Below are 26,304 nucleotides of genomic sequence, written 5' to 3'. Positions count from 1 at the left end.
CGAGATGGCACCACTGAAGGGGCGGGTCGTGGTGGTGACGGGCGCGAGCGGCGGGGTCGGGCGTGCGGTCGCCCGCGAGCTCGGGGCCCGCGGCGCCGAGGTGGCCCTGCTGGCCCGGGGGGTGACCGGCCTGGGCGCGGCCGCGGTGGACGTGGGGGCCGGGGGAGGCAGCGGCAAGGTCTACGAGGCCGACATGGCCGACTACGACCAGGTGCGACAGGCGGCGGAGCGGATCGAGGCGGAGATGGGACCGATCTCTGTCTGGATTAACACCGCTTTTTCATCTGTTTTCGCAAAATTTACGGACATCAACCCCGCGGAGTACGCCCGGACGACGGCGGTGACGTACCTGGGCTACGTCTGGGGCACCAAGGTCGCCCTGGACCTGATGCTCCCCCGCAACGCCGGCACCATCGTCCAGACGGGCTCGGCCCTGTCCCAGCGCGGCATCCCGCTGCAGTCGGCGTACTGCGGCGCCAAACACGCCATCAAGGGCTTCACCGAGTCGGTCCGCACGGAACTCTTGGCCGACCACCGCGACGTCCACATCACCCTGGTACAACTTCCAGCCCTCAACACCCCCCAGTTCGAATGGGTCCTGTCCAAGCTCCGCCGCCACCCCCAGCCCGTCCCCCCGATCTACCAGCCGGAGGTGGCGGCCAGGGCGATCGTGTACGCGGCCGAGCACCCGGAGCGCAAGGAGTACTGGGTGGGCACCAGCACGGTGGCGACCCTGCTGGCCCAGCGGGTGGCGCCCGCCCTGGTCGACCGCTACCTGGCCAGAACCGGCAAGCAGGCGCAGCAGACGGACGAGAAGCCGCCGAGCGGCGTGTCGAACCTGTGGGAGCCCGCCGACGATGCCCGCGACTACGGCGCCCACGGCACCTTCGACAACCGCGCGCACCCGCGCAACCCCCAGTTCTGGTTCTCCCGGCACCGCACCCCGATCCTGCTGACGACCCTGGCGGGAACCGCAGCAGCGCTCGCCGCCCGCCGTTACCTCAGGCACTGATCCACCGGTGGGGTGGAGGGGACGGCGCCGAGCGGGCGGGGTGGGAAGGCGCCGAAATTTCTCAAGGAGGGTCATGATGGCTGAACTCGATCTCCACTACCTGACCGAACTGGCAGCCCAATTGCGGGTCGACTCCGTACGAGCGGCCGCGGCGGCCGGGTCCGGCCATCCGACCTCCTCCATGTCGGCCGCCGACCTCATGGCCGTGCTGTTCGCCGGCCACCTCCGCTATGACTTCGACCGGCCCGACCGCCCGGCCAACGACCAGCTCATCTTCTCCAAGGGGCACGCGTCCCCGCTGCTCTACTCGCTCTACAAGGCGTGCGGGGTCATCGACGACGAGGAGTTGCTCTCGTTCCGCCGGCGGGGAAGCCGGCTCGAAGGGCACCCGACACCGCGGCTGCCCTGGGTGGACGTGGCCACCGGATCGCTGGGCCAGGGACTGCCGGTGGGGGTGGGGGTGGCCATGGCGGGGCGGCTCGCGCGGCTGCCGTACCGGGTCTGGGTGCTGTGCGGGGACAGCGAGCTGGCCGAGGGGTCCATCTGGGAGGCCGCCGAACACGCCGGCTGCGAGGGGCTGGACCGGCTGACCGCCATCGTGGACGTGAACCGGCTCGGCCAGCGCGGGCCGACCAGGCACGGCTGGGACACCGGGGCCTACGCGCGCAGGTTCGGGGCGTTCGGCTGGCACACGATCGAGATCGACGGGCACGATCCCGTACAGATCGACCAGGCCCTGACGGACGCCGCCAACCCCCGGGGGCGGCCCACCGTGATCCTGGCCAGGACCCGCAAGGGTGAGGGGGCGCCGGAGGTCGAGGATCGTGAGGGCGCCCATGGCAAGGCGTTGCGGGATCCCGACAAGGCGATCGACGAGCTGGGCGGCACCAGGGACCTGCGGATCACCGTGCACGAGCCGCCGGCCGACGTTCCCCGCCGGTTCGAGGACGGGCCCATGAGCCTGCCCGCGTACCAGGTCGGGGAGAAAGTCGCGACCCGCACGGCGTACGGCGCGGCGCTGGCGGCGCTCGGCCAGGCCCGGGGGGACGTCGTGGCGCTGGACGGCGAGGTGGCGGACTCGACCAAGACCGAGGAGTTCGGGAAGGCGCTCCCCGAGCGGTTCTTCGAGATGTACATCGCCGAGCAGCAACTCGTCGCCGCCGCCGTCGGCCTGCGGATACGCGGCTGGACGCCGTACGCGGCCACGTTCGCGGCGTTCCTGACCAGGGCGCACGACTTCATCAGGATGGCCGCGGTGAGCCGGGCGTCGATCCGGCTGGTCGGCTCGCACGCGGGGGTGTCGATCGGGGAGGACGGGCCGTCGCAGATGGGGCTGGAGGACCTGGCCATGCTGCGGACCGTCCACGGGAGCACGGTGCTCTACCCCTGTGACGGCAACCAGGCGGCCGCGCTGACCGTGGAGATGGCGGACGTCGACGGGGTGGCCTATCTGCGGACCACGCGCGGGGACACGCCGGTGATCTACCCGCCGGGCGAGCGGTTCCCGGTGGGCGGTTCGCGGGTGCTGCGGCACTCGCCCGACGACCGGGCCACGATCCTGGCGGCCGGCGTGACCGTGCACGAGGCGCTGGCCGCGGCCGACGACCTGGCGGCGGACGGGATCCCCGTCGGAGTGATCGACCTGTACTCGGTCAAGCCCGTCGACTCGGCGGCGCTGATCGAGGCGGCCACCACCACGGGCAACCTGGTCACGGTCGAGGACCACCGGCTGGAGGGCGGGCTCGGCGACGCGGTGATGGACGCGGTCAGCGAGCTCGGGCCCCGGGTGGTGAAGCTGGCCGTGACGGACCTGCCCGGGTCGGCGACGCCGCGGGAGCAGCTCGCCGACGCCGGCATCGACCGCCACGCCATCGCCGAGGCGGTCAAGCGCTCACTGTGAGGTCCGGGGACGGCTGAGGGGCCGGCGGTTTTCCGCCGGCCCCTCATCGCTTCTTGGACAAGGGCCTCTCGCCGGCGCCTCATCAGGAACATGCGAAGGGGGCCGACGGTATTCGTCGGCCCCCTCGTCGAGAACGGCCGGCCGGGGCAAAGGGCCGGGCCCGATCCGGTCACCGCGCCTTCGCCGTGGCCTTCCTGTTGGCCTTCTTGATGGCGCCCACCAACTCCTGCTTCGTCATCCGCGTCCGCCCGCGCACGCCGAGCCTGGCGGCCAGCTTCTGCAGATGCTCCTTGCTGGCGTTGGCGTCCACGCCCTCGGCCGTCCGACCGGACCTGTCCGTCGCGCCCTTGTCCGAAGGACCCTTCTTCGACTTCGGCTCCCAGTGGTCGCCGACCTTCTCGAAGGAGTGCTTGAGCGCGGCGAACGCCGTCATGTGGGCGCGCCGCCCCTCACCGTACGTCTCTACGGCCGAGTCGTGCGCCTTGACCCAGGTGTTCTGTGCCTTCTTCGGCGAACGCCTGATGGTCGACGGCAGTTCTTCAGCGGCTGGCATGCCAGTTCACCTCCTAAAGCGGTGGTTCGTCGTAGCGTCGACGTTCCTCGTACACCGTGGTCCTGCGGGTCGCGGGGTCCTCGTAGACCTCGTGGCGGTGTACCGGCTCGTCGATCGGGCCGACCGCCCTGCGGGCCATGGCGATCCGGTAGATGCCGAACAGGAGTCCCACCAGACCCCCGAGCATGAGGACGACGCCCACTACGTTGATGTCCAGACCGGCGAGGTCGAACTCGACGGCCCAGGTGAGGATCGCGCCGAGCATGATGAGGATGATGCCTCCGGCGATGGTCATGATTACCTCCTTGACACGAAGGAACCTCTATCCACATGTCGAAAAACAAACCAGTCGTCGTAATCGGGCTCATGGGCTCCGGCAAGACGACGGCGGGCCGGTTGATCGCCGACGCGCTCGGCCTGCCGCTCAGCGACAGCGATCCGTTCCTGCAGAAGGAGCACGGAGGCACCGCCGCGCAGCTCGCCGCCCGGGAGGGCGCCGCGGCCCTGCACGGCTACGAGGCCGACCACGTGCTGCGTGAGCTGGCCGGCGAGCCGAAGGTGATAGCGGCGGCGGCCAGCACGGTCGAGGACCCCCGGGTGCGCGCGGCGCTGCGCGAGGCGTTCGTGGTCTGGGTGGACGCGGCCGACGAGGTGCTGGCCGCGCGCATGCGGTCGAGCGACCACCGGCCCGACTTCGACCCGGCGGCCATGCGGGCCCGGCGCGCCCCGTACTTCCGGGAGGTGGCCGATCTGGTCTGCGACGTCGGGGTGCTCGGGCCCGAGCAGGTACGCGACGCCGTACTGGAGCGAATGGGATTGCCCGCCGGCGGCCGGCACTGATAGCCAGAGGGGATGTTCGCTGAGAAGCCCACGCTGACGGGTGAGCTCGTGACGTTGTGCCCGATCGGTCCCGAGCACGTCGACGACCTGATCGAGCTGGTCACCGATCCCATGGTGCGCCGGCTGACGGGCTCGCACGGCGCGTTCGACCGCGACCGCACCCGTCTGTGGTACTCCACCAGGGGCGACCACTCCGACCGGCTCGACCTGGCGATCATGGCCGGCGACGGCTGCGTGGGCGAGATCGTGCTCAACCAGCTCGACACCGACAATCTGTCCTGCAACCTGCGGATCGCGCTGGCCGGCTCGCGGGCGTTCGACAAGGGGTACGGCACCGAGGCGATCGCCCTGGTGCTCGACCACGCCTTCACGACGACCCCGCTGCACCGCATCAGCCTGGACGTCCTCGCCTTCAACGAGCGGGCGCGGCACGTCTACAAGAAGCTCGGCTTCGTCGAGGAGGGCGTGCAGCGCGACGCCCTGCTGTGGGACGGCGAGTGGCACGACTCGGTGCTCATGTCCGTGCTCCGGTCCGAGTGGCCGGTCCGATCCGGAAGCCTGGCATAATGATCATGACGCATGGGTCCCCCGAGGCGCGCGGGGGACCTGTGGCGTCGCTTCCTGCAACCAACGGGCGGTGCCGTGCATCTAAGCATCAGTGACGATGCGCCTGGTGCCCGGTGACCCCGAGAGGCTTGGCGGCTACTGGTTGGCCGCCAGGCTCGGCGCGGGCGGGCGCGGCGTGGTCTACGACGCCTACGACGACGAGGGCCGCCGCTACGCCGTCACGGTGCCGCGGGGCGAGGTAGGACGGCGCTTCGAGCGGGTCTCCTGCCGCCATCTGGCCGACGTGGTGAGCGTCGGGATCGACGAGGGCGTGCCTTACGTGGTGAGCGAGTTCGTGTCCGGGCCTGACCTGCGCAGCGCGGTCGACCTGCACGGCCCCTACGCGGGTGACGAGCTGGTCGCGCTGGCGAACGCGCTGGCCGGTGCCCTGGGCGTGCTGCACGAGGCCGGGCTGACGCACCGCGGGCTCAATCCGGAGAGCGTGTTGCTGGCCGGCGACGGGCCCAAGGTGATCGAGCTGGGGCTGCCCGCCGGGAGTGCGGTGGGCGGGACGTACACGTACCAGAGTCCCGAGGTGGTGACGGGCGGGGAGCCGGGGGCGGCGGCGGACGTGTTCGCCTGGGGGGCGGTGGTGCTGTTCGCGGCCACCGGGTGCGATCCGTTCCGGGGGGAGAGCCTGGGCGGGGTCATGCACCGGCTGCTGACCGTCGATCCCGACCTGAGCGTGCTGCCCGACGTGCTGCGCGAGCCGGTGGGGCGGGCGCTGGCCAAGGACCCCGCTGACCGGCCCGCGGCCGCCGAGCTGCGGGTCGAGAGCGCGGCCGAGCTGCGGCCGCCCGAGGAGTACGCGGGGACGCGGCCGCTGGGCGAGGTGGCCGAGGAGGCGTACCTGGCGTTGACGCCCCGCCAGCAGGAGGAGGTGCCGGGGCTGCTGCTGCGCCTGCTCGACGGGGACAACCCTGACGACGAGGGCGACGTGCTGGCCCCGCTCATGGCCGCCGGGCTGCTGGTGCGGCGCAGCGTACGCGTGCCGCCGGTGGAGACCGCCGTCGGAAAGCTGGTGGCCGTCAGCGACGACCGGGTGGCCCCGGCCAGCGCCGCCCTCTACCGGGCCTGGCCCCGGCTGCGCGCCTGGGTCGCGGACGAACGCGACGGCCTGGCCGTGCACCGGCAGATCCGCGAGGCCGCCCGGCACTGGTCGGCGCACCGGCGTGACCGCAGCCACCTCTTCCGCGGCGAGGTACTCGACACGGCACTCGGCTGGGCCGCGACCAAGCGCCGCCATCTACGGCTCAACCAGCTCGAACGCGACTTCCTCAACGACAGCGTGACCCTGGCCAAGCAGCGCAGGAAGCTGCTGGTCCCGTCGCTGGCTACGCTCGGCGCGGTGCTGGCGGTGGCGGTGACGATGTCCGTCGTGTCCGTACACGGCCAGAACGACCTGCGCGAACGCCTCCTCAGCGCCGAGGCGAGGGCCGTGGCCGCCAGGGCGGAGGCGATGCGGGCGTCCGATCCGCGGACCGCGATGCGGCTGAGCGTGGCCGCGTGGCGGCTGTCGCCGGTGTTCGAGGCGCGGGCGGCGCTGCAGGCCTCGCTGGTGCAGCCGGAGCTGGGAGTGTTCACCGATCCGGCGGCCGACCTGCGGGCGCGCTACCTGCTGCGCGGGGACGAGCTGGTCAAATGGGATGACGGTGGGGTCACCGTCTGGGACGTGGCCGGCGGGCGGCGGCTCGTCTCTTATCCATCGCCCGCCGGGATCATGGCGTTGAGCGGCGACGGCAGGTTCGCGGTGGGGGCCGACGGGCGGCCGTTCGAGGTGGCCACGGGGCGGGCTCCGGCCGGGGCCACGTACGCGATCGTCAACGGGAACAGGACCCGGGTCTACCGGGGCGAAGCGGTGCTGTTCGACGTCGCCGACCGCGCGGTGGCGCTCTCCCCGGACGGGAGCAGGGCGGCCTTCTCCCGGCTGGACGGCCGGGTGGAGCTGTGGGACACGGCGACCAGGACCAGGACCGGGGTCGTCGAAGTACGCCCGCCGACCGGCCCGGACGCGGCACCTCCCGCCCTGGCGTTCAGCCCGGACGGAACCACGCTGGCGGTCGCGGGACGCGACGGGATCACGCTGATCCGCGCGAACACGCCAGGCCCCACCCGCCCGCGCCGCACCGAAACCCCAGCCTCGGCCACCCCGAACGCCACGCATTCGTCATCCGGCCCCTCCACCGACCCGAACCCATCACCCCGGGCCCCCGCCGACGCGAAAGCCACGGACCCGCCACGCCGGGCCCTCGCCAACCCGAGCGCCACGAACCGGCCATCCCAGGCCCCCGCCGACCCGAACGCCACGGACCCGCCACGCCGGGCCCTCGCCAACCCGAACGCCACGGCTCCGCCATCCCAGACCCCCGCCGACCCGAGGACCGCGGGTGCGCCGTCCCCCACCCCCACCGGTGCCGCTGTGGAGCGGTTCGCGGCAGAGGAGGAGAGCCGGAGCGCCGACGGCGGGACGGCGCAGGAGGCGGGTCGGCCGGAGACTCTCGCCACCCTGGTGGCGCCCGGCACGGAGCTGTCGCAGACCTTCGCCTTCGCCGAGCCGACCCCGGCTCCCGGCACGGAGGCCCTGAACCCGAGACAGGGCGGCGCCGAGCACGAACAGCGCGGCTCAGGGCGCGAACAGGCCGACCCCGCGCAACGCGGCGCGGGGCGCGAACAGGCCGACTCCGAACAGCGGAGCCCCGGGCGTGAACAGGCCGACCCCGGGCAGCGCGGCGCGGGCCGCGAGCAGGTCGCTTCCGGGAAGAACGGCGCGGCGGGACGTGAGCAGGGAGGACCGCCCGTCTTCTCCCCCGACGGCCGCCTGCTCGCCCTCCCCGGCGCGGGCGAGGTGCGGGTCTGGAACGTGGCCGAGCGCCGGCTGTCCGGCTCCTACCCGCTCAAGGAGCCGGTGCACGGCGGCCTGGTGTTCTCCGCCGACGGGCACTCGCTGCGCTACCTGAGCGGCACGGGCTCGGTGATCTCCCTCGACGTCTCGGGCCTGCCCGCCCCGTACGAGGGCGGCGCGAGCGTGGCGTTCTCCGGCGACGGCCAGGTGGCGGCCAGGGACGTGGGCAGCGCGATCGAGCTCATCGACACCGTCGCACGCAGGACGCTCGGCCGGATCGGCGCCACCGGCGCACCGGCCCTCGACGCGACCGGCCGGCTGCTGGCCGTGGCCGGCGACCCGGTGACCGTGTGGGAGGTGCCGAGCGGCAGGCGGGTGGCCGCCATCCGGGCCGGCGGCGACGTGCCCGCCGTGGCGCTCTCCCCCAGGGGCGACACCCTGGCCACCACCCGCGGCCGGACCCTGGAGACGTGGGACGTGCGCGCGGGGCGGCGCCTCAAGCTGTACGAGGGCGCGGGCGACCTGGCGCTGGCCTTCGGCCCGGACGGCTCGACGCTGGCCGCCGGCGCCAAGGTGCTCGACCTCGCCTCGAGCGGCATCAGCCCGCTGGGCACGGCCGCGCCGGTCGCGGTGGCTTTCTCTCCTGACGGCGGCAAGCTGGCGTACGGCCTGGACGACGGCCGCGTGGTGGTGTGGGACGTGCGCAGACGTACCCGCCTCGGCACCATCGAGACCGGCCTGACTCCGGTGGACGACCTGCGCTTCTCCCCCCGCGGCGACCTGCTGGCGGTCGGCGCCACGCGTACCTCACTGTGGGACGCGAGCACGCTCCGCGAGGTCGGCCGGGTGGGGCTGGGGGCGGCGGGGCTGACCTTCAGCCAGGACAGCCGGCGTTTGCGCGGGGTGGCGCTGGACGGCAGCGTACGCGAGGTCCCGATCGACCCGGCGCTGACCGTACGCGAGGTGTGCGCCAAGGCGGGCGGCCCGCTGAGCAGGGCCGAGTGGACCCGCCTGATCCCGGAGAGCGGCTACCGAAAGGTCTGCTGACCCGGGAGCACGCCGCCAACGCCCCACCACACACCCTCACCCGCCCAACCAAGCCCAACCCGCCCGAGCCACCCGATCCCCAGCCGCCCGGCCCCCAAGCCCGGGGGCCGGGCGGCTTGGGGACCGGGGCCGGGGACCGGGGCCGGGGACCGGGGCCGGGGACCGGGGCCGGGGACCGGGGCCGGGGACCGAGGACCGGTGGCCGAGGACCGGGGGCGGGACCGAGGGCGGGACCGAGGGCCGGTGGCCGAGGGCCGGCGGCCGAGGACCGGGGGCGGGACCGAGGGCCGGTGGCCGAGGGCCGGCGGCCGAGGACCGGGGGCGGGACCGAGGGCTGGTGGCCGAGGGCCGGGGGCCGGTGGCCGGTGGCCGGTGGCCGACGGCCGGGGGCCGGGGGCCGGTGGCCGGTGGCCGGTGGCCGACGGCCGGGGGCCGGGACCAAGGGCCGACGGCCGGGGGCCGGGACCGAGGGCCGGTGGCTGGCGGCCGGGGGCCGGCGGCCGAGGGCCGGGACCGGGACCGGGGGCCGAGGGCCGGGGGCCGAGGGCCGGGGGCCGAGGGCCGGGGGCCGGGGGCCGCCACGATGACGCCCCGGCCGGGGGCTGGCCACGGGAAGATGGCGGACATGACGCACTACAGCAGGCTTCAGAAGGTCGTCCTCGACGTGCCGGAGAGCGATCACGACAAAGAACTCACCTTCTGGCAGGAGGCGACCGGTCAGACGCTGACCCGGTTCCAGCGATACCCGGAATACCACGGCGCCCATTTAGCCGGTGAGGCCTTCGGCCTGCTCATCCAGCGGCTGGGGACGGGCCACGCGCGCGTCCATCTCGACATCCACACCGACGACCTGGAGGCGGAGACCGCGCGCCTGGAGGCCCTCGGCGCCCGGCGCCTGCAGCTGGTGAACGACCACTGGTGGATCATGGAGGACCCCGCCGGGCTGCCCTTCTGCGTCATCCCCCAGCCCCCGGGCTCCCTGAACGACCACAACGCCCAGCGCTGGGACTGACCTCAGTATCGAGCGCCGGCCGGCCCTGACAGCTCGCCCCGCAGCCGGCCGGGTGGCGCATATCGCACTAAGCCGATAAAGCGGAATGTCCCCATAAAAGCCAATTAATACGGGGCAATGCGGGCGCCTATTGCCAAAATCTGGTGCAGATGATCTGTCGGGGCACACCAAATGGCACTACGATTTGTTCAAGCTGGTGAACGCGACACTCCACACCCGGCTGACGTCCTCTTGGGTCGGCCGGACAAACCTTGAGCCGACGACCCGTCCGTCAGGGTTTGAGAGGGGAGAGCACATGTTCCTCAGCCTGAGCGTCGAAGAACAACTGCTGCTCACGCAGCAACTGCTTCTGCTACTCGACGTGCTGACAAAAATGCGACACCTCGGCTAGCTCGGCAGGCAACCCCGAGGTGCACGCAACACCCAGGCGCCGACCTGAGTCCCACAGGACAACGGTCGGCGCCATATTCCATGCTTAGTAGCACCACGATGATATGACACTATCCCAGGCTCATGAAGGGCCGGGTCCCTTTACTTTTCCTACTCGACAGGAACATCAGTGAAGGGCCGGCTGTGCGGCCGTGTCGCTCTGCCGGACAATTTCCTGATTTATCCGCTTTTGGTCGCAGGAAAGCATCCACTCTGGCGTGCTCCCCCGGGTTGCCTGGTGCGGTTGCCCTTGGTCCGTGGGTGCGTCGCCGCCTGATCAGGCCGGGACCGTCTTGACCACCTTGCCCTGGAGGTTGGCGACCAGGTAGCCCGTGCGGTAGCCGTCGCTCACGTAGACGAGCAGGACCTGATGCGGGGTGACGAACGTGTAGTTCGGGTCCGCGATCACGTAGCGCGTCGTCGGCCTCGGCACGCCCAGGTCCTTTCCCGCCTTCTTGAGCAGGGCCGGCAGGGCGTTCCAGTTGTACTTGTCCAGGTCCACGAGGGGTGTGGTCACCTGGCTGCCCGTACCGGCGCGGGTGGCCACGCCGTCACGGTAGTCGTACCGGTCGTAGATCTCCGGGTCCCGCTTGAGCGGGGCCTCGGCGGAGGCGTACGTCGGGAAGACCACCAGCTTGACGACCTTGCTGCCGCCCATGACCGGCTTCAGCTTGGCGATCGCATAGCGCATGCCGGCCGGGGTCAGCAGGTTGCCCGGCGCGCTGGTGTCGGTGTCGTCAGTGGTGTCGTCGCCCGTGTCGGTGTCGTCGGCTGTCGCGCCGGCGGTGGTGCCGGACCGCGAGGACTCGGGGCGCAGGGTCGCGGCGGCGGTGAACGCGCCCTGCCGCGGCTCCTCCTCCCGAGGCCCGGACAGGACCGGGAGCAGTTGCCATACGAGCACGCCCACCACCACGACGACCGCCACGGACCCGGCGATGGCCGCGTTCCGGGGGCCGTTGGAGGCGCGGCGGCGGCGCGGGTGCATGGTGTCCGCCCCGGACACGGGCCCCGAACCCCACGGAGGCTGCGGCCCGCCCGGACCGCCGTATCCAGGCGGCACCGTGTGCGCACCGCCCACCCCCACCGCGGGCGCCTGCGCGAAGCCACCCGGCCCATGACCGTGCCCCTGGCCGTGACCGGGAACAGGACCCTGGCCAGGACCGTGCCCCTGGCCGGGAACAGGCCCCTGACCGGGAACAGGCCCCTGACCAGGACCGGGGCCAGGACCGGGGCCAGGACCGGGGCCAGAACCGGGGCCAGGGCTGGCAGCGGGGCCGGGGGCCTGGCCAGGGGCGAGACCGGGGACGGGGAGGGGCATGGGGACGGGTCCGGGGCCGGGGGCTTGGCCTGGTCCCTGGGCCGGCGCCGTGGTGGCGCCGGTGAGCAGGCGGTCCACGGTTTCGGCGTCGGGGCGGGCGGTGGGGTCCCGTCTGAGCAGCGCGTTCAGGGCGGGGCCGAGCGGCCCGGCGCGCTCGGGCGGTGGCACCTCCTGGTTGAGCACCGCGGCCAGGGTGGCCAGCGTGGTGCTCCGGCGCAACGGGTGCCGCCCCTCCACCGCCACGTACAGCAGCATCCCGAGCGACCACAGGTCCGAGGCCGGGTCGCCCTCGACACCGTTGATCCGCTCCGGCGCCATGTACTCGGGCGACCCGATGAACGATCCGGTGGCCGTCAGGCTCGTGGACTCGCGTACCGCCGCGATGCCGAAGTCGGTGAGCACCGCCCGGCCGTCCTCGCGCAGCAGCACGTTGGCGGGTTTGACGTCGCGGTGCTGGATGCCGACCGCGTGCGCGGCGCGTAAGGCGGACAGGAGCTCCCGCCCGAGACGGGCCGCCTCCCACGGCGGCAGGGGCCCGCGCTGGAGGCGGTCCTGGAGCGAGCCGCCGGAGACCAGCTCCATGACGATCCACGGGTAACCGTGCTCGCCCGGATCCACGATGTGGTGGATGGTGGCCACGTGCGGATGGTTCAGCCGGGCCAGCGCGCGGGCCTCGCGCAGCACCCTGGCCCGCAGCTCGCGGGCGGCCGCCGGGTCCGCCTCGTCCATGGAGGGGTCGGGCGGACGCACCTCCTTGACCGCGACCTCGCGGTGCAGGGCCACGTCCCAGGCCCGCCACACCAGGCCCATACCCCCACCGCCGAGCCGCTCCACCAGCTCGAAGCGGTCGTCGATCACCCGTCGTCGCATGCAGAGCAGCGTAGGGCCGAGCGACCGACCGCGTCATCCGGCTCCCCGCCCCAGAGCCCGAACGTGATCAAGCGGCCCGCGCCTCAGGCGCTGATGGCCAGGGCCTCGGCCGTGACGCCGTGCGCGAAGGGCCGGCCCTGGGCGTACCTGGCGAGCTCGTCGAGCGCCAGCAGGGCGATGCGGTCCAGTTCGCCGCCGAGCGAGCCGGCGATGTGCGGGGTGAGCAGGAGGTTCGGCAGGTCGTAGAGGGGCGAGTCGGCGGGCGGCACCTCGGGTTCGGTCACGTCGATCACCGCGTACAGCCGGCCGCTCGCCAGCTCGGCGACGAGCGCGTCCTCGTCGACGAGCGCGCCGCGGGCCGTGTTGATCAGCGTCGCGCCATCGCGCATGCGCGCCAGGCGGGCGGCGTCGACGAGGTGCCTGGTCTCGGGCAGCGCGGGCGCGTGCAGGCTGACCACGTCGCACCGCTCGAACAGCTCGTCCAGCTCGACGTGCGGCACCCCGAGGTCCTCCGTCAGGTACGGGTCCGCGACGAGCACGTCCAGCTCGAACGGCCGCAGCAATTCGATCACCCGGCGGCCGATCCTGGAGGCGCCGACCACGCCGACCGTGCGCCGGTAGTTCCCCAGCCGGGGGAAGCGGCTCTCCAGGTCGAGCCCGGCCCGCTGCTCGCGGTAGAGCCTGGCGATGTCCAGCACCCGCTTGTTGGCGAACAGGATCGCGGCGAGGGTGTACTCGGCCACGGGCTCGGCGTTGGCCGCCGCCGCGGACGAGACGAGGATCCCGCGCTCCCAGCACGCCTCGGTGACGTGGTTCTTGACGGACCCGGCCGCGTGCACGACCGCCCGCAGCTTCGGCGCCCCGGCCAGCACCTCGGCGGTGACGGGCGGGCACCCCCAGCCCGTGTAGAGCACCTCGGCGGCGGCCAGCGCCCCGGCCACGGCGGGATCGGCGAAGTCCGAGGCCACCAGGTCGGGGTCCACGTCGGCGATGCGCACGAGGCGGTCGCGCACTTCGCCGGTCAGGAGCCGGTCCGCCACGTCGCGTCCCATGGCGATCAGCGTCTTCGGCCGCACTTCGCTCACATCGCCCCCAAAGTCGGTCAAATTGATCATAACCAATGCAGGCGCGACGGCCCCAGGCCCGAGTCGGTCGCTCGCTTCACCGGGTCATTGCGGTCAGAGATCGACCGCAATAGCCCCTACCTTGAGCCTATGGACCCCCTCATCAGCCGCAGGGCGCTCAACCGGGCCACCCTCGACCGTCAGCACCTGCTGCGCCGCACCGGCGCGTCCGTCCCGCAGGTCGTGGCGCACCTCGGCGGCCTGCAGGCGCAGACCCCGCACACCTGGTACACCGGTCTGTGGAACCGTATCGAGGGCTTCAAGCCCGGCGACGCCGCCGACCTGCTGCTCTCGCACGACCTCGTACGCATCGTGCTGCAGCGCTCCACCATCCACCTGGTCACCGCCCGCGACTGCCTGGCCATGCGGCCGCTGCTGCAGATCGTCATCGAGCGCGGGACGCTGAGCGTGTTCGGCCGGCAACTGGCGGGCGTGGACCTGGAGGAGCTGGCCGCGGCCGGGCGGGCGTTGGTGGAGGAGCGGCCGATGACGTTCGCCGAGCTCGGCCGGGCGCTGGCGGAGCGGTGGCCGGCGCACGACCCGCGGGCCCTCGGCGTGGGTGTGCGCTGGCTGGTGCCCCTGGTACAGGTGCCACCGCGCGGGGTGTGGGGCAGGAGCGGGCCGATCGCGCACACGAGCGCCGAGTCCTGGCTGGGCTTCGAGGCGCCGCCGATGACGCCCGAGGAGCTGGTGCTGCGCTATCTCGCGGCGTTCGGGCCCGCGTCGGTGGCGGACGTGCAGACGTGGTCGGGGCTGACCCGGCTGGCCGAGGTGGTGGAGAGGCTGGACCTGGTCCGTGTGCGGGACGAGGCCGGCCGGACCCTGTACGACCTGCCGGACGCCGTACGGCCGCCGGCGGACGTTCCGGCACCGGTCCGTTTCATGTACGACTTCGACAACCTGTTCCTGTCGCACGCCGACCGCTCCCGCGTCATCTCCGAGCCCGGCCTGGCCGCACTCCCGGGCTTCAAGGCCGCCAACGTGCAGCCGCGCATGATCCTGGTGGACGGTTTCACCGCCGGCGACTGGACGGTCACCAGGGCCGGGGGCACCTCGACGCTCAACCTCCACCGGTGGACGCCGTTCCCGGTGACGGGCGAGGTCGAGGAGGAGGGGCGGAGGCTGCTGGAGTTCCTGGCCCCGGTCGACGCGCACGAGATCGCCGTCCACGACGCCCCCTCCCGGCCCTGAACCTCCCGTACGACCGGCCGGTCCAGGTATGTTGGCTCCCGTGCCGGAACACAACCCCCCTCCTTCTATGCCGGCGCGCCATCTCCGCGAATGCTCCGGCCGGTCGCTCACCTAGCCGATGACGACGCGGATCTCCAGAAAGCCGGGTGGGCACAACCGATGACCGAGCTGGTGACCTTCGGCGAGACCATGGCGCTGTTCGCCGCGCGCCGTACGGGTCCGCTGCGTTTCGCCCGCGACTTCGACCTGGGCCTGGGCGGCGCGGAGTCGAACGTCGCCATCGGCGTCGCCAGGCTCGGCCACCGCGCGACGTGGATCGGCCGGGTGGGGGCCGACGAGTTCGGCGACCTGATCCGCTCCACCCTGGCAGGCGAGGGCGTGGACGTGCGGGCCATCCCCGATCCCGGCGCGCCCACCGGATTGATGATCAAGGGCCGGCGCACCGCCGATCTCATCGACGTGCGCTACTACCGCAAGGACAGCGCCGGTTCCCGGCTGTCGCCCGCCGACCTCGACCCCGAGCTCATCAGCTCGGCCCGGGTGCTGCACATCTCCGCGATCACGCCCGCGCTCTCGGCCTCCGCCAGGGAGGCCGTACGGCACGCCGTCACCGTGGCCCACGCCGCCGGGGTGCTCGTCTCGCTCGACGTCAACTACCGCCGGGCACTGTGGACGCCCGCCGAGGCCGGGGCGTGGCTGCGGGAGACGGTCGGCTCGGTGGACGTGCTCTTCGCGACCGAGGCGGAGGGCCGGCTGATCGCCGACGTCGAGGGGGGCGTCGAGCTGGCCAAGGCGCTGGCGGGGCTGGGGCCGCGGCACGTGCTGGTCAAGTTCGGGGCGAGGGGGGCGATGGAGCTGTCCGACGGCGTCGTACGGCACGCGGAGCCGTACGCGGTGACCGAGGTGGACTCCGTGGGGGCCGGGGACGCGTTCGCGGCCGGCTGGCTGGCGGACTGGCTGGCGGGGGCGGAGCCCGCGCAGCGACTCGGCACGGCGTGCGCCGCGGGAGCGTTCGCGGTGACCTCCCAGGGCGACTGGGAAAGCCTGCCCCGCCGAGCCGACCTGAGCCTCCTCCAGCGCCCCGGCGACGGCGTGAGCCGCTGATCCCGCGGCGGCCGGCCGCCGTTCACACCGCCCTGATCCTGGCGATCTCCTTGCGGTACTGCCGCTTGCCCACCACGGCCCACAGCACCCGGGCGGGCAACGGCAGCAGGTCGAGGAACGCCTGCCGCTCCCAGTGCGAGGCGTCCTCCAGCAGCGCGCCGAGCTGGAAGAGCAGCCGGTCCTTGGACAGGTGGGAACGGCCGTACTCGCTGAGCCGGTCCCACTCCTCCTTGGTGATGTGCTCGGCGACCAGCGGCAGGATGCGCTCCTCCTCCTGATCCAGGTGGACCACGAGATCGTCGTGCAGCCGATCGAGAACCCCGGCGACCCGGCCACCGCCCTCGCCGCTCCGCCCCCAGGCGCCCAGCGGCCCCCGCAACGCCTCGATGTGCGAGGCGACCCGCTCGTGCTGCCGTTCCATGGCGTTGACCAGGTCCACCTCGAACACGACCCGATCCAGTAGCAGCGGCCAGAGCAGCTTGTCCTCGGCCTCGTGGTGATGGTGCAGCCCGTCGAGGATCTCGTTGACGAACGAGGCCAGTCTCGCGGCCCGCTCGGTGTCGCCGGGGGTGGCCCGGCGGATGAGCTCCGGCATCAGCTTCAGCTCCCGCCGGAACACGCGATGTACGACCACCATCTCCCAGACGGCAGGCTTGTTGTCGTTTGTCACGACAACCATGCTGCTGCCCGGCGATTGTCAAACAATTGTGCGCCACTGCAACCCGTTGCATGCGCCCCTGAGGAGTCCCGCCAGCGGGTCGTTCCGGGGGACGGCGACTTTACCGCTGCGCCATATGGGGGCAGGCTCGAAGGTAGGGAGGTGGCCGGACATGGAGTACAAACAGTGGAACGTACAGATCTGGATCAGCGAGGACGACGAGGACGCTGTCACCACGGCCACAGTGGTGTTGTTCACTCCCGACGGCAAGCGGCACGAGAGCGTGGCCCACGCCCGCCGCAACCCTGACGACCGGCCCGTGCCCGGGATCGGGGACGAGCTGGCCGCCGGGCGGGCGTTGTCCGACCTCGCGTCGAAGCTGATCGAGGACGGCGCGCAGGACGTGGCCCAGATGGCCAGCCCCGCGTAAGTCACCCGATCGGGGAAACCGGGCAGTGGTCAGAGGAGTCCGGCGGTTGCCAGGAGTTTGCCGATTCGGCCGATCTCGTCGTGGTTGAGCGGGATCTGTGGGAGCGCGGTGATCGGGCAGTCGATGACGCCGCGTAGGTGCAGTGCGGCCTTGAACGCCCCGAGGCCGGAGGAACTGCCGCCCATGCGCGTGCCACCGACCTTGACGATCTCGAACAGCCTGACCAGGCGCTCCTGCTCCGCCCGGGCCGCCTCCCAGTCACCACGGGAGGCGCAGCGGTACAGCTCGACGTACCCGTGCGGGTCCACGTTGCCCAGCCCGGGGACGACACCGTCGGCGCCCATCCACAGGGCCGAGTCCACGGTCACCTCCGACCCGGTGAGCACGCTGAACGGCGCCTCCCGGCCCATGATGACCGCCCGCATGCCGCCGTCGTCCCCGCTGGAGTCCTTCACCCCGGCCAGCACCCCTTCGGCGGCCAGTTCCAGCAGCAGCCCCGCGCCCAGCTTGGTGTGCACGGAGACCGGCAGGTCGTAGGCATAGACCGGCAGACCCCCCTGAGCGGCGATGGTCCGGAAATGCAGGCGAATCTCCGCCGGATGGGTACGCGTGTAGAACGGCGCCGTCGCCACCACCCCGGACACCCCCGCCGCCACGGCGGCCCGTACGTGTTCCAGCACCCGAGGCGTCGTCATGTCGATCACCCCGGCCAGCACCGGCACCTGCCCCGCCACGTGCCCCACCACGGTCTCCAGCACCACCCGCCGCTGCGCGTCCGTCAGGTACGCCGCCTCCGACGACGACCCCAGCACGAACAGCCCGTCCACCCCACCGTCGAGCAGGTGGTCCAGCAGCCGCACGAAGGAGGCGACGTCCACCTGGTAGTCGGGAGTCAAAGGGGTGCAAACAGGCGGAATGACACCACTGAGTGCGGCGGACCCGGCCGCGTTCGGCATGCTCATGGACGCTCCTGGATCAGCTCGACATCGGTGGCTCCCGCCGCCACCGGGTGATGGCAGTGGAAGAGGTGGCCCTCATCGCTTCGCGCCTCAGGCATCTCCGCCGCACACAGGTCATCTGCCCGCCAGCACCGCGTACGGAACGGGCACCCGCTGGGCGGCCTGGTCGCCGAGGGCACCGTGCCCACCAGCGGGATCGGGTTGATCGGCGAGATCAGCCCGGGCGTCGCCGAGAACAGCGCCCGCGTGTACGGATGCCGGGCCCCCAGCGGCACCGCCTGCGCCGGCGTCTGCTCGACGATCCGGCCGAGGTACATGGTGACCACCCGATCGCTCATCCTGCGTACCGTCTGGATGTCGTGCGAGACGAACACCAGCGCCAGCCCGAGCCGCTCCTTCAGGTCGAGCAGCAGGTTGAGGATCTGGGCCCGCACGGACACGTCGAGCGCGCTGGTGGGCTCGTCGGCGATGAGCAGGGCGGGTTCGAGCGCGAGCGCCCGGGCCACGGCCACGCGCTGGCGCTGCCCCCCGGAGAGCTGCCCCGGCAGCGCCTCGGCGACCCCGGCCGGCAGGCCCACCAGGTCGAGCAGCTCGCGCACGCGGGCGTCGCGCTGGGCCGGGGTGCCGCGGCGGTGCACGTTGAGCGGGTCGCGCAGCACCTGCCTGACCGGCAGCCGCCGGTTGAGCGCCGTGGACGGGTCCTGGAAGACCAACCCGACGCCCGTCCCGATCAGCGTCCGCCGCTCGGACTCGCCCAGCGTCCACAGGTCCCGGCCGTGGTAGGCGACGGTGCCCGAGGTCGGCCGCTCCAGCCCCACCAGCACCTTGGCCAGGGTGGACTTGCCGCACCCCGACTCCCCCACGACGCCGACCGTCTCGCCGGCGTCGACCGTGAGGTTCGCGGCGGTCAGCGCGTGGACACGGTCGCGCGAGAACAGGCCCCCGGAGCGGGCCTTGTAGACGACGTGCACGTCCTTCAACTCAAGCACGCTGCCCGCTCCCTTCATGAGCCACGTCCCGTGCGGGATGGTGGCAGGCCACGGTGTGCGTGGCGGGTCCCGCCAGCACCGGCCGTTCGCTCCGGCACACGTCGGTGACCATCGGGCACCGGTCGGCGAACCGGCATCCGGCGGGGAAGTCCGCGGGCGCGGGCACCACGCCGGGGATCTGGGTGAGCCGCTCGGCCCCCGATTCCAGCGACAACACCGAGCCGAGCAGACCGCGGGCGTAGTGGTGGGCAGGCGCGCCGACCAGGGTGGCCGTGGTGCCGGTCTCGACGATCTGGCCGCCGTACATGACGACCACCCGGTCGGTGACGTCGGCGACCAGCGCGAGGTCGTGCGAGACGAGGATCAGCGCGAACCCGAGCTCCTCGCGCAGCCGCAGCAGCAGCTCGATGACCTGTGCCTGGACGGTCACGTCGAGCGCGGTGGTGGGCTCGTCGGCGACGATCAGCTTCGGTTCGCGGGAGAGCGCCATCGCGATCAGCACCCGCTGCCGCTGCCCGCCCGACAGCTCGTGCGGATAGGACGACAGGGTGCGGCGGGCGTCGAGGCCGACGAGTTCGAGCAGTTCGGTGGGGCTGCGCCGGCCGCCGCGGCGGGTGAGCTGCTTGAGCTGGGCCTTGATGGTCATGGCCGGGTTCAGGGAGGACAGGGCGTCCTGGTAGATCATCGCCATCTCGTGGCCGAGCAGGCGGCGGCGGGCCCGGCGTGGCAGCGCGATCAGCTCCCGCTGGTCGAAGCGTACGTGGCCGCTGACGCGGGCGTCGCGGGGTTGCAGGCCCATGATGGTCAGCGCGGTCAGCGACTTGCCGCAGCCGGACTCGCCCACCAGGCCGAGCACCTCGCCGGGCCGTACCTCGAAGCCGATGCCGTCCACGATGTCGACCCCGTCGCCGAACCCGATCCGCAGCCGCTCCACCGCCAGGATCGGCGGGCCCTGCGGCAGCGGGCGGGCGCGCTCGGCCAGCCGGCGTGCGGCCTCGGCCAGCCCCGGCAGCTCGACGATCTCGCCGGAGCCGGGCCTGGCCTGCTCGAAGGCGTCGTCCTTGCGGGGCGCGGCGGCCCGGGCGGCGGGGGCCGCCCACGCGTCGGAGATGCCTTCGGCCAGGATGTTGAGGGCCAGTACGGTGACCAGGATCAGCAGGCCGGGGAAGACCGTGGCCCACCAGCCGCCGAGCAGGACCATGTTCTTGCCGTCGGCGATGACGCTGCCCCAGGAGGGGTTCGGCGGGCGTACGCCGGCGCCGATGAACGACAGCGACGCCTCCAGCACGATCGCGTCGGCCACCATGACCGTGCAGAACACCAGCACCGGCGCCGCGCAGTTGATCGCGACGTGCCGGAGGAGGATGTGCGGCGTGCGGGCGCCGATGACCCGCTCGGCCGCGACGTAGTCCTCGCCGTACTGGGCCAGGACGTTGGCCCGCACGACCCGGGCCACGGACGGCATGTAGAGGAAGGCCATGGCCATGACCAGCACCGGGATGCTGCCGCCGAACACCGCCACGAGCACCGCGGCCAGCGCGATGCCGGGGAAGGCCATGATCACGTCGAGCAGGCGCATCAGGGTCTCGTCCACGGCCCGGCGCGAGGTGGCCGCGACCGCGCCGATGAGCGCCCCGGCCACCAGGGCGAGCCCGGTCGCGCCGAGGCCGATGATCAGCGACCAGCGGGCCCCGTACAGGAGCCTGGACAGGATGTCGCGGTTGGCGCTGTCGAGCCCCATCCAGTGCTCGGCCGACGGGCCGCCGCCGGCGACCTCCTGGAAGTACGGCGAGTGCGGCGCGATCAGCGGCGCCAGCAGCGCGCCCAGCACGACCACGGCGACGACGCCGACCGCGACCCACGACAGAGGCTTCAGCCGGCGGAAACCCACCCCCGGGCGGGACAGCCGCTTTGTCAGTCCAGGTCTCATGCCGCGCTCCTGAGCCGGGGGTTGACCAGCAGGTAGAGGATGTCGACGACCAGGTTGACCACCAGGAAGCCGAGCGCGATCGTCAGCACCACGCCCTGGACGACGGCCGGGTCGCCGTCGCGCACGGCGTTGATCATGAGCTGCCCCATGCCGGGCAGGCCGTAGATCGTCTCGATGACCACGGTGCCGCCGATCAGGTAGCCGACCCGCAGGCCCAGCACGGTCAGCGGGTTGATGAGGGCGTTGCGCAGCACGTTCCGGCCGACGACCACGATCGGCGGCAGCCCGCTGCCGATCGCGGTACGCACGTAGTCCCGATCCAGCTCCTCCACCATCGACGTGCGGATGATGCGGCTGAGCTGGGCGGCGATCGGCAGCGACAGCGACAGGGCGGGCAGCGTCATCGACTGCAGCCACCCGGTCATCGAGTCGGCCGGGTTGATGTAACCGCCGGTCGGGAAGAGCCCCTCGCCGACGGCCAGCCACTGGATCATCAGCAGGGCCAGCCAGAACGCCGGTGCCGCCACGCCGATCAGCGACACCATGCGGATGACCTGGTCGGGCCAGCGATCCCGGAACAGGGCAGCCGTCACGCCGAACGCCAGTGCCAGCACCACCGCGACCGCCAGGCCGAGGAACGTGAGCTGCAACGTCAGCGGCAGCGCGGTCATCACCGACTCGATCACCGGTTTCTTGGTGAGCACGCTGGTGCCCAGGTCGCCCTGGGCCAGCTCGGCGACGAATCGGACGTAGCGGACGGGTAGCGGGTCCAGCAGGCCGTTCTCGATCTGGAACTGGCGGATCTGCTCGGCGGTCGGGTTCGCGCCCTGGAAGTAGGCGTACTCCGGTTTGACGCCGGAGAAGCGCATCACCACGAACACGAACGCGACCACGCCGAGCACCAGCGGGATCAGGATGAGGAGCCGCCGTAGCAGCATCCTGGCGACCCTGGTCATGTCCGCTTGACCTGCAGCAGGTTGACGCCCGGGTACGGCTGGGCGCGGACGCCGGACAGCTTCTTCGGGTCCCAGGCGGTCATCAGCTCGTTGTGGACCACCGGGTAGAGGATGACCTGCTCAGCCACGAAGTCCAGATATTTGTGGATCAGGTCGGTCTTCTGTGCCTTGTCGGTGGCCCTGCTCGCCTCGTCCATCATCGCGAACAGCTTCTTGGCGTCCTCGGTGCCGTCCCAGTGGGCGTACTTCATCCACAGGCCGCCGGGCACGTAGTTGTAGTGCAGGATGAGGTCGGCGTCGATGCCGAACTGGTTGGGGTTCGAGGCCGCCGCCACCACCTGGTAGTCCTGGAACTGGTCCATCTTGGTGAACAGCGCGGCCGTGTCCTGCGGCTCCAGCGTCGTCTTGATCCCGACCGCCTCCCAGGAGGAGGCGATGGTGGGCAGGCAGTCCACGATCCAGCTCACGTTCACGGCCATGAGCTTGATCGTCAGGTCGCTGACGCCCGCCTCCTTCAGCAGCGCCCTGGCCTTGTCCGGGTCGTAGTCGTAGACGACCGAGGCCCGCTGGTGGTCGGGGTGGCCCTCGTTGAGGAAGGAGCTGGAGGCCGTGCCGTGGCCCTTGAGCGCCACGTCGATCATCTTCTGTTTGTCGATCGCGTAGTGCAGGGCCTGGCGCACCCGTACGTCGTCGAAGGGCTTGGCGCCGGTGTTGAACATCAGGAACATGTGGTTCATGCCCTTGCCGCCCTCGACCGTCAGCCCCTGCTTCTGGAGCTGTTCGACGTTGGCGTACGGGATGTTGTCGGCGATCTGCGCCTCGGCCGAGCCGCCGGAGATCTTGGCCACCCGGGCGGCGGGGTCCACGATCGTCAGCCAGTTCATCTGCTTGACCGTGGCCGGACGCGGCCCGTTGTAGCCGTCGAACGCCTCGAAGCTGGTGTTGGACTTGGGGTTGTGCGCTTTCAGCCGGTACGGCCCCGAGCCCACCGCCTTGCCGCCCTTGGCCTGGTCCCAGGCCCCCGGCTGGCTGAACACGTGCCGTGGCATGATCTTGGCGATGGTCAGCCGGGGCGCGGCGTCGGGGAAGGGGAGCTTGAAGACCAGCTCCACCGTGCGGTCGTCGACCTTCTTCACCTCCTCCAGCCAGGTCCGGAAGAAGTTGCCGGTCAGCACGTTCGCCTCGGGGTCGAGAATGCGCTGGAAGGTGAAGACCACGTCGTCGGCGGTCACCGGCTGCCCGTCGTGCCACTTGGCGCCGTCCCTGAGGGTGAAGGACCAGGTGGTCGCGTTCAGGTCGGCGGGCAGCGCGGTCGCGAGCGCCGGGTACGGCTCCCGGGTGATCGGGTCGGTGTCGAGCAGACCCTCGTAGATGTGGTTGATCCCGGCCACCGCGAAGGCCGAGGCGGTCTGCGTCGGGTCCCAGCTCTGGTCGTTGCCATATCCGATGACGGCGGTGATCAGATCCTTGTTCGTTCCCGCGCCGACCGACCCGGTCGAGGCAGGGCCCCCGGCGCAGGCGGAAAGGGTGGCCGCGATGAACGCCGCCGCACCCGTCGCGCCGCTGTAACGCAGGAAGTCGCGGCGGCTGAAGTCAGAGCTCACGGATGCCTCCTTCAAATCAGGCCGCTGATCGTGGCCCGACGTAGAACATGGGACATCCCATGTCCTTTTGCGTAAGGTGGACGCTAGATGCCGAAACACTCCTCGGTCAACCGAAGATTTCCGGAATGTTACGTATTAGAGAGGGGATTCTTCATGGCCACCGTCCCGCGACCTGCACGGCAGAGCCGTGCCACCGAGGCCCAAGAGGGCGTCAAGAACCTCATTGTCACGCGCGGGCTCGTGGCCGGAGATCCCCTCCCCACCGAGTCGGAGCTCATGGAGGAGCTCCACGTCAGCCGGAACTCGATCCGGGAGGCGCTCAAGGCCCTGCAGGCCGTCGGCATCGTGGACATCCGGCATGGATTCGGCATGTTCGTAGGCCGCATGTCACTGGCGGGCCTGGTGGACGAGCTGACCTTCCACAGCCGCATCACCCTGCAGAACGGCAAGAACCACCTGGTCAACCTCATCGAGATCCGCGAGATCCTGGAGAGCGGGCTGGTGGGGCGCCTCATCGACCTGGAGCCGGCGGCCGACCTGACCTCGGTCGCCGAGGTCATCGCCAGGATGGAGGCCGAGGCGGAGGCGGGGCTGGTCTCGCCGGAAACCGACCGCCTCTTCCACGACCTGCTCTACCGGCCGCTCGGCAACCCCCTGGTGAGCCAGCTGCTGGGGGCCTTCTGGGACGTGTACGACAAGTTGCGCGACGCCCTCGGCTCCCCCGACGAGCCGCCCGGCGACGTGGCCAGGCGGCACCGCGACATCTACACCGCCGTACTCGCCTGCGACCGGGCGGCCGCCGTGGCGGCGGTGCACGCGCACTTCGAGGGCGTACGCAACCGGGTGGCCAGGATCCGCGGCTAACCCGGCCAGCGCTCCACCCGCCGCCAGTGCTCCCGCCACTCCGCGTACCAGCGGGCGAACCACGGATGCGCCCCGGCCAACGGCATGATGTACGCGACCGTCTCCAGGTAGTAGCGCCGCTGGAACCGCCACGGCATCCGCTGCAACTCCTGCACGTTGCTCACCCGGTCCGCCAGCTTCACGAGCACGGCCTGGGAGGGCGCCTTGACGAGCGAGGCCAGATAGTCGGCCTTCATCGTGCCCGGCGGCTTGGTCACCCATCGCACCAGCGCCGCCACCCGCGGGCCGAACCGCCGCGCGACCTCCGCCTCGGTGCACAACGTGTCCTCCAGGACGTCGTGCAGCACGGTGGCCACCAGGACGTCCCTGTCGGCCACCCCGGCGCCGACCACGGCCACCTCCAGCGCCTCCAGCAGGTGCTCCACGTAGGGCCGCCCGGTGGGCCGCTGCTGCACCCCGTGGCACCGCCCGGCGAACGCCACCGCCTCGCGCAGCAGCTCCACGGTCGTCGGTGGGAGCGCCTTGCCCAACGGGCCCTCCGCCTGTTTCCAGGACGGCCAGCTCGTGAAGATCTCCATCCCGCTCCTCCCTGTCCTAGGCTGACAATATGACCGAGATCGCCGTGCCCGACGGCTCGTGGACGTTCAACGGGGAAGTCCTGCGCATCGTGCCCGGCAGCGACAACGACATCCACGAGTTACGGCGGACGCTGGGTGAGGTCGTGGTCCCGCTGGAGGCCATCGCCGGGGTGGCGTTCGAGCCGGGGCGCAAGGGCGGGCACGTACGCCTGCGCCTGCGCAAGGGCGCCGACCCTCTGTCCGACGTGGTGGCCGGGGCGCTGGGGCCGCCCGCTGACCCGTACCGGCTGTCGGTGCCGAAAAACCGTTCGGGCACCGCCGAATACTTCGCCGACGAGATCCGCGACATGCTGCTCGTCTACCAGACCCCCGCCGGACCCTGCGAGGACTTCCTGCTGCCCGGCCCGAACGTGCCCATCACCGCCACGGCGGGCGACGGCACCGCGTTGTTCGACGGCGAGCGGGTCAGGCTGGAGTGGAACGGGTTCGCCGGCTCCGACAAGCAGAAGTCCGGGCCGCAGGACTTCGCGCTGTCCGAGCTGGCGGGCGTGGAGTGGCGGCCGCAGTCCGGCATGGGCTACGGAACGCTGCGCTTCCGGATCAAGGGCGAGAGAACCGCGCCGACCCCGCAGAAGGACCCGCACTGCGTGTGCTGGGGCATCCAGCGCTTCGGCGGCGCGACCGCCCTGGTCGCCGCGGCCGTGCTGGCCCGCATGCCGCGGCACGTGGCCGAGCTGCCGCCCGCGCCGCCGCCCGGCGCCGATGACGCGCACGACGCCATTCTGCGCCGCCTGGCCGAGCTCGGCGAGCTGTATCGCTCGGGCGTCCTGACCGACGAGGAGTTCGCCGTGGCCAAGCAGGCGATGATCCGCCGCCTCCAGGACTCCTGAGATCCGGCACGTCGTGCCGCCCTCGGAAGCCGGCGCCCCTGGAACCTCTGACAGCCGATGCCCCCTAGACTCCGACAACTGACGCCCCATCCCGAGACTCCAGGAGCGACAGTGACGCACGACGACGAGAGACTCCTGCGGCGCGCCATCGAGCTGGCCGCCTCCGCCCGCGCCGCCGGCAACCCGCCGTTCGGCTCGCTGCTGGCCGCCTCCGACGGCACGATCCTGGTCGAGGAGCGTAACACCTCGCTCACCGACCGCGACATCACCGCGCACCCGGAGCTGAAACTGGCCCGCTGGGCGGCCCGCGAGCTCGACCCCGCCACCGCGGCCACCACCACGATGTACACGAGCTGCCAGCCGTGCGGGATGTGCGCCGGCGCCATCGCCCGCTCGGGCCTCGGCCGCGTCGTCTACGCCCTGTCGGGTGAGCAGCTCGACGGCCTCAAGCCGCCGGGCAGCGCCTTCGCCGACCCTCCGACGGAGGGTCCCGCCCTCTACGACGAGGCCAGGGTCCCCGTCGAGGGCTACTACGTCTGAGCCCCGGAAACGACTCTGGGCACCCTCACCGCGGTGAAAGTGCCCAGACAAAGAAAAG

23 protein-coding genes are annotated in these 26,304 nt (G+C 71.9%); 12 read left to right on the top strand and 11 right to left on the bottom strand.

The features are described from left to right. Positions 1-4 precede the first annotated feature (4 nt). A complete protein-coding gene (locus tag BLS95_RS29855) occupies positions 5-1,012 on the top strand; it encodes an SDR family oxidoreductase (protein ID WP_176993448.1) in 1,008 nt (335 codons plus the stop codon). 73 nt (positions 1,013-1,085) lie between these two features. Then, positions 1,086-2,912: a transketolase gene (locus tag BLS95_RS29850; RefSeq protein ID WP_245765366.1), complete on the top strand. Its 1,827-nt coding sequence runs from the start codon at positions 1,086-1,088 to the stop codon at positions 2,910-2,912. A 169-nt stretch (positions 2,913-3,081) separates the two neighbouring features. Here the strand turns inward: BLS95_RS29850 and BLS95_RS29845 are convergent, their stop codons facing one another. Continuing rightward, a complete protein-coding gene (locus BLS95_RS29845; RefSeq protein WP_090938621.1) occupies positions 3,082-3,465 on the bottom strand; it encodes a ChaB family protein in 384 nt (127 codons plus the stop codon). 13 nt (positions 3,466-3,478) lie between these two features. Beyond that, positions 3,479-3,760 carry a DUF6458 family protein gene (locus BLS95_RS29840; protein WP_090938619.1) on the bottom strand — a complete coding sequence of 94 codons (282 nt, stop codon included), beginning with the start codon at positions 3,758-3,760 and terminating at the stop codon, positions 3,479-3,481. Between the two features lie 71 nt (positions 3,761-3,831). On the opposite strand from BLS95_RS29840, the gene BLS95_RS29835 reads away from it, so the two are divergent. The 4 genes from BLS95_RS29835 (at position 3,832) to BLS95_RS29820 (ending at position 9,812) form a co-directional block, all read left to right on the top strand. Beyond that, positions 3,832-4,305 carry a shikimate kinase gene (locus BLS95_RS29835; RefSeq protein WP_090938615.1) on the top strand — a complete coding sequence of 158 codons (474 nt, stop codon included), beginning with the start codon at positions 3,832-3,834 and terminating at the stop codon, positions 4,303-4,305. Positions 4,306-4,317: 12 nt separating this feature from the next. Further along, the gene (locus BLS95_RS29830) at positions 4,318-4,872 is read left to right on the top strand and encodes a GNAT family N-acetyltransferase (protein WP_090938612.1); all 555 of its coding nucleotides are present in this window, start codon (positions 4,318-4,320) and stop codon (positions 4,870-4,872) included. Between the two features lie 97 nt (positions 4,873-4,969). Continuing rightward, positions 4,970-8,800: a WD40 repeat domain-containing serine/threonine protein kinase gene (locus BLS95_RS29825; RefSeq protein ID WP_090938609.1), complete on the top strand. Its 3,831-nt coding sequence runs from the start codon at positions 4,970-4,972 to the stop codon at positions 8,798-8,800. 625 nt (positions 8,801-9,425) lie between these two features. Next, positions 9,426-9,812, top strand: a complete 387-nt coding sequence (locus BLS95_RS29820; protein WP_090939031.1) for a VOC family protein — start codon at positions 9,426-9,428, stop codon at positions 9,810-9,812. 706 nt (positions 9,813-10,518) lie between these two features. On the opposite strand, the gene BLS95_RS59160 is transcribed toward BLS95_RS29820, so the two are convergent. Continuing rightward, complete coding sequence (locus BLS95_RS59160) at positions 10,519-12,429, bottom strand: serine/threonine-protein kinase (protein WP_176993440.1); 1,911 nt, start codon at positions 12,427-12,429, stop codon at positions 10,519-10,521. An 83-nt stretch (positions 12,430-12,512) separates the two neighbouring features. After that, positions 12,513-13,514 carry a hydroxyacid dehydrogenase gene (locus tag BLS95_RS29810; protein ID WP_245765365.1) on the bottom strand — a complete coding sequence of 334 codons (1,002 nt, stop codon included), beginning with the start codon at positions 13,512-13,514 and terminating at the stop codon, positions 12,513-12,515. Between the two features lie 129 nt (positions 13,515-13,643). On the opposite strand from BLS95_RS29810, the gene BLS95_RS29805 reads away from it, so the two are divergent. After that, the gene (locus BLS95_RS29805; protein WP_090938600.1) at positions 13,644-14,744 is read left to right on the top strand and encodes a winged helix DNA-binding domain-containing protein; all 1,101 of its coding nucleotides are present in this window, start codon (positions 13,644-13,646) and stop codon (positions 14,742-14,744) included. Positions 14,745-14,903: 159 nt separating this feature from the next. Then, positions 14,904-15,848 carry a sugar kinase gene (locus BLS95_RS29800; protein ID WP_090938596.1) on the top strand — a complete coding sequence of 315 codons (945 nt, stop codon included), beginning with the start codon at positions 14,904-14,906 and terminating at the stop codon, positions 15,846-15,848. A 22-nt stretch (positions 15,849-15,870) separates the two neighbouring features. On the opposite strand, the gene BLS95_RS29795 is transcribed toward BLS95_RS29800, so the two are convergent. Continuing rightward, positions 15,871-16,518: a hemerythrin domain-containing protein gene (locus BLS95_RS29795; RefSeq protein WP_176993439.1), complete on the bottom strand. Its 648-nt coding sequence runs from the start codon at positions 16,516-16,518 to the stop codon at positions 15,871-15,873. 160 nt (positions 16,519-16,678) lie between these two features. Here BLS95_RS29795 and BLS95_RS29790 point away from each other — a divergent pair, with 160 nt between their 5' ends. After that, on the top strand, positions 16,679-16,936 hold the full coding sequence (locus BLS95_RS29790; protein WP_090938590.1) for a DUF1876 domain-containing protein: 258 nt from the start codon (positions 16,679-16,681) through the stop codon (positions 16,934-16,936). Positions 16,937-16,965: 29 nt separating this feature from the next. Here BLS95_RS29790 and BLS95_RS29785 read toward each other — a convergent pair whose 3' ends face one another. From BLS95_RS29785 to BLS95_RS29765, 5 genes are read right to left on the bottom strand one after another with little or no spacing between them, the layout of a single operon-like run. Beyond that, positions 16,966-17,898 (bottom strand): dihydrodipicolinate synthase family protein, encoded by a 933-nt coding sequence (locus tag BLS95_RS29785; protein WP_090938587.1) that lies wholly within the window; start codon positions 17,896-17,898, stop codon positions 16,966-16,968. Continuing rightward, a complete protein-coding gene (locus tag BLS95_RS29780; RefSeq protein ID WP_245765364.1) occupies positions 17,895-18,884 on the bottom strand; it encodes an ABC transporter ATP-binding protein in 990 nt (329 codons plus the stop codon). Before BLS95_RS29780 ends, BLS95_RS29785 begins: the two co-directional genes overlap by 4 nt. Beyond that, entirely contained in the window at positions 18,877-20,814 is a 1,938-nt protein-coding gene (locus BLS95_RS29775; protein ID WP_090938582.1) for a dipeptide/oligopeptide/nickel ABC transporter permease/ATP-binding protein, read from the bottom strand. The genes BLS95_RS29780 and BLS95_RS29775 overlap by 8 nt, the downstream gene beginning before the upstream one ends. Then, positions 20,811-21,770, bottom strand: a complete 960-nt coding sequence (locus tag BLS95_RS29770; RefSeq protein ID WP_090938580.1) for an ABC transporter permease — start codon at positions 21,768-21,770, stop codon at positions 20,811-20,813. The genes BLS95_RS29775 and BLS95_RS29770 overlap by 4 nt, the downstream gene beginning before the upstream one ends. Then, positions 21,767-23,374 carry an ABC transporter substrate-binding protein gene (locus tag BLS95_RS29765; RefSeq protein ID WP_218136039.1) on the bottom strand — a complete coding sequence of 536 codons (1,608 nt, stop codon included), beginning with the start codon at positions 23,372-23,374 and terminating at the stop codon, positions 21,767-21,769. Before BLS95_RS29765 ends, BLS95_RS29770 begins: the two co-directional genes overlap by 4 nt. Positions 23,375-23,527: 153 nt before the next feature. Here BLS95_RS29765 and BLS95_RS29760 point away from each other — a divergent pair, with 153 nt between their 5' ends. Beyond that, positions 23,528-24,238, top strand: a complete 711-nt coding sequence (locus tag BLS95_RS29760; RefSeq protein WP_090938573.1) for a FadR/GntR family transcriptional regulator — start codon at positions 23,528-23,530, stop codon at positions 24,236-24,238. Here the strand turns inward: BLS95_RS29760 and BLS95_RS29755 are convergent. Beyond that, positions 24,235-24,816 carry an HD domain-containing protein gene (locus BLS95_RS29755; protein WP_090938570.1) on the bottom strand — a complete coding sequence of 194 codons (582 nt, stop codon included), beginning with the start codon at positions 24,814-24,816 and terminating at the stop codon, positions 24,235-24,237. The two genes, BLS95_RS29760 and BLS95_RS29755, sit on opposite strands and share 4 nt — an antisense overlap. Positions 24,817-24,845: 29 nt before the next feature. Between BLS95_RS29755 and BLS95_RS29750 the strand changes: the two genes are divergently transcribed. Beyond that, positions 24,846-25,706, top strand: a complete 861-nt coding sequence (locus tag BLS95_RS29750) for a DUF4429 domain-containing protein (RefSeq protein WP_090938568.1) — start codon at positions 24,846-24,848, stop codon at positions 25,704-25,706. Positions 25,707-25,817: 111 nt separating this feature from the next. Further along, the gene (locus tag BLS95_RS29745) at positions 25,818-26,246 is read left to right on the top strand and encodes a nucleoside deaminase (protein ID WP_090938566.1); all 429 of its coding nucleotides are present in this window, start codon (positions 25,818-25,820) and stop codon (positions 26,244-26,246) included. Positions 26,247-26,304 lie beyond the last annotated feature (58 nt).

Source organism: Nonomuraea jiangxiensis, from assembly GCF_900099965.1.
GTDB lineage: Bacteria > Actinomycetota > Actinomycetes > Streptosporangiales > Streptosporangiaceae > Nonomuraea > Nonomuraea jiangxiensis.
Note: the sequence above shows the minus strand (reverse complement) of the source record. Positions and strands in the feature narration are given on the sequence as shown.

Bases quoted from the DNA above. Each gene is read 5' to 3' on its own strand.
- BLS95_RS29760 (WP_090938573.1), top strand. From the start codon at position 23,528: ATGGCCACCGTCCCGCGACCTGCACGGCAGAGCCGTGCCACCGAGGCC.
- BLS95_RS29840 (WP_090938619.1), bottom strand. From the start codon at position 3,760: ATGACCATCGCCGGAGGCATCATCCTCATCATGCTCGGCGCGATCCTC.
- BLS95_RS29850 (WP_245765366.1), top strand. From the start codon at position 1,086: ATGATGGCTGAACTCGATCTCCACTACCTGACCGAACTGGCAGCCCAA.
- BLS95_RS29805 (WP_090938600.1), top strand. From the start codon at position 13,644: ATGGACCCCCTCATCAGCCGCAGGGCGCTCAACCGGGCCACCCTCGAC.
- BLS95_RS29785 (WP_090938587.1), bottom strand. From the start codon at position 17,898: ATGAGCATGCCGAACGCGGCCGGGTCCGCCGCACTCAGTGGTGTCATT.
- BLS95_RS29790 (WP_090938590.1), top strand. From the start codon at position 16,679: ATGGAGTACAAACAGTGGAACGTACAGATCTGGATCAGCGAGGACGAC.
- BLS95_RS29755 (WP_090938570.1), bottom strand. From the start codon at position 24,816: ATGGAGATCTTCACGAGCTGGCCGTCCTGGAAACAGGCGGAGGGCCCG.
- BLS95_RS29830 (WP_090938612.1), top strand. From the start codon at position 4,318: ATGTTCGCTGAGAAGCCCACGCTGACGGGTGAGCTCGTGACGTTGTGC.
- BLS95_RS29750 (WP_090938568.1), top strand. From the start codon at position 24,846: ATGACCGAGATCGCCGTGCCCGACGGCTCGTGGACGTTCAACGGGGAA.
- BLS95_RS29825 (WP_090938609.1), top strand. From the start codon at position 4,970: ATGCGCCTGGTGCCCGGTGACCCCGAGAGGCTTGGCGGCTACTGGTTG.
- BLS95_RS29800 (WP_090938596.1), top strand. From the start codon at position 14,904: ATGACCGAGCTGGTGACCTTCGGCGAGACCATGGCGCTGTTCGCCGCG.
- BLS95_RS29835 (WP_090938615.1), top strand. From the start codon at position 3,832: ATGGGCTCCGGCAAGACGACGGCGGGCCGGTTGATCGCCGACGCGCTC.
- BLS95_RS29845 (WP_090938621.1), bottom strand. From the start codon at position 3,465: ATGCCAGCCGCTGAAGAACTGCCGTCGACCATCAGGCGTTCGCCGAAG.
- BLS95_RS29855 (WP_176993448.1), top strand. From the start codon at position 5: ATGGCACCACTGAAGGGGCGGGTCGTGGTGGTGACGGGCGCGAGCGGC.
- BLS95_RS29770 (WP_090938580.1), bottom strand. From the start codon at position 21,770: ATGACCAGGGTCGCCAGGATGCTGCTACGGCGGCTCCTCATCCTGATC.
- BLS95_RS59160 (WP_176993440.1), bottom strand. From the start codon at position 12,429: ATGCGACGACGGGTGATCGACGACCGCTTCGAGCTGGTGGAGCGGCTC.
- BLS95_RS29820 (WP_090939031.1), top strand. From the start codon at position 9,426: ATGACGCACTACAGCAGGCTTCAGAAGGTCGTCCTCGACGTGCCGGAG.
- BLS95_RS29775 (WP_090938582.1), bottom strand. From the start codon at position 20,814: ATGAGACCTGGACTGACAAAGCGGCTGTCCCGCCCGGGGGTGGGTTTC.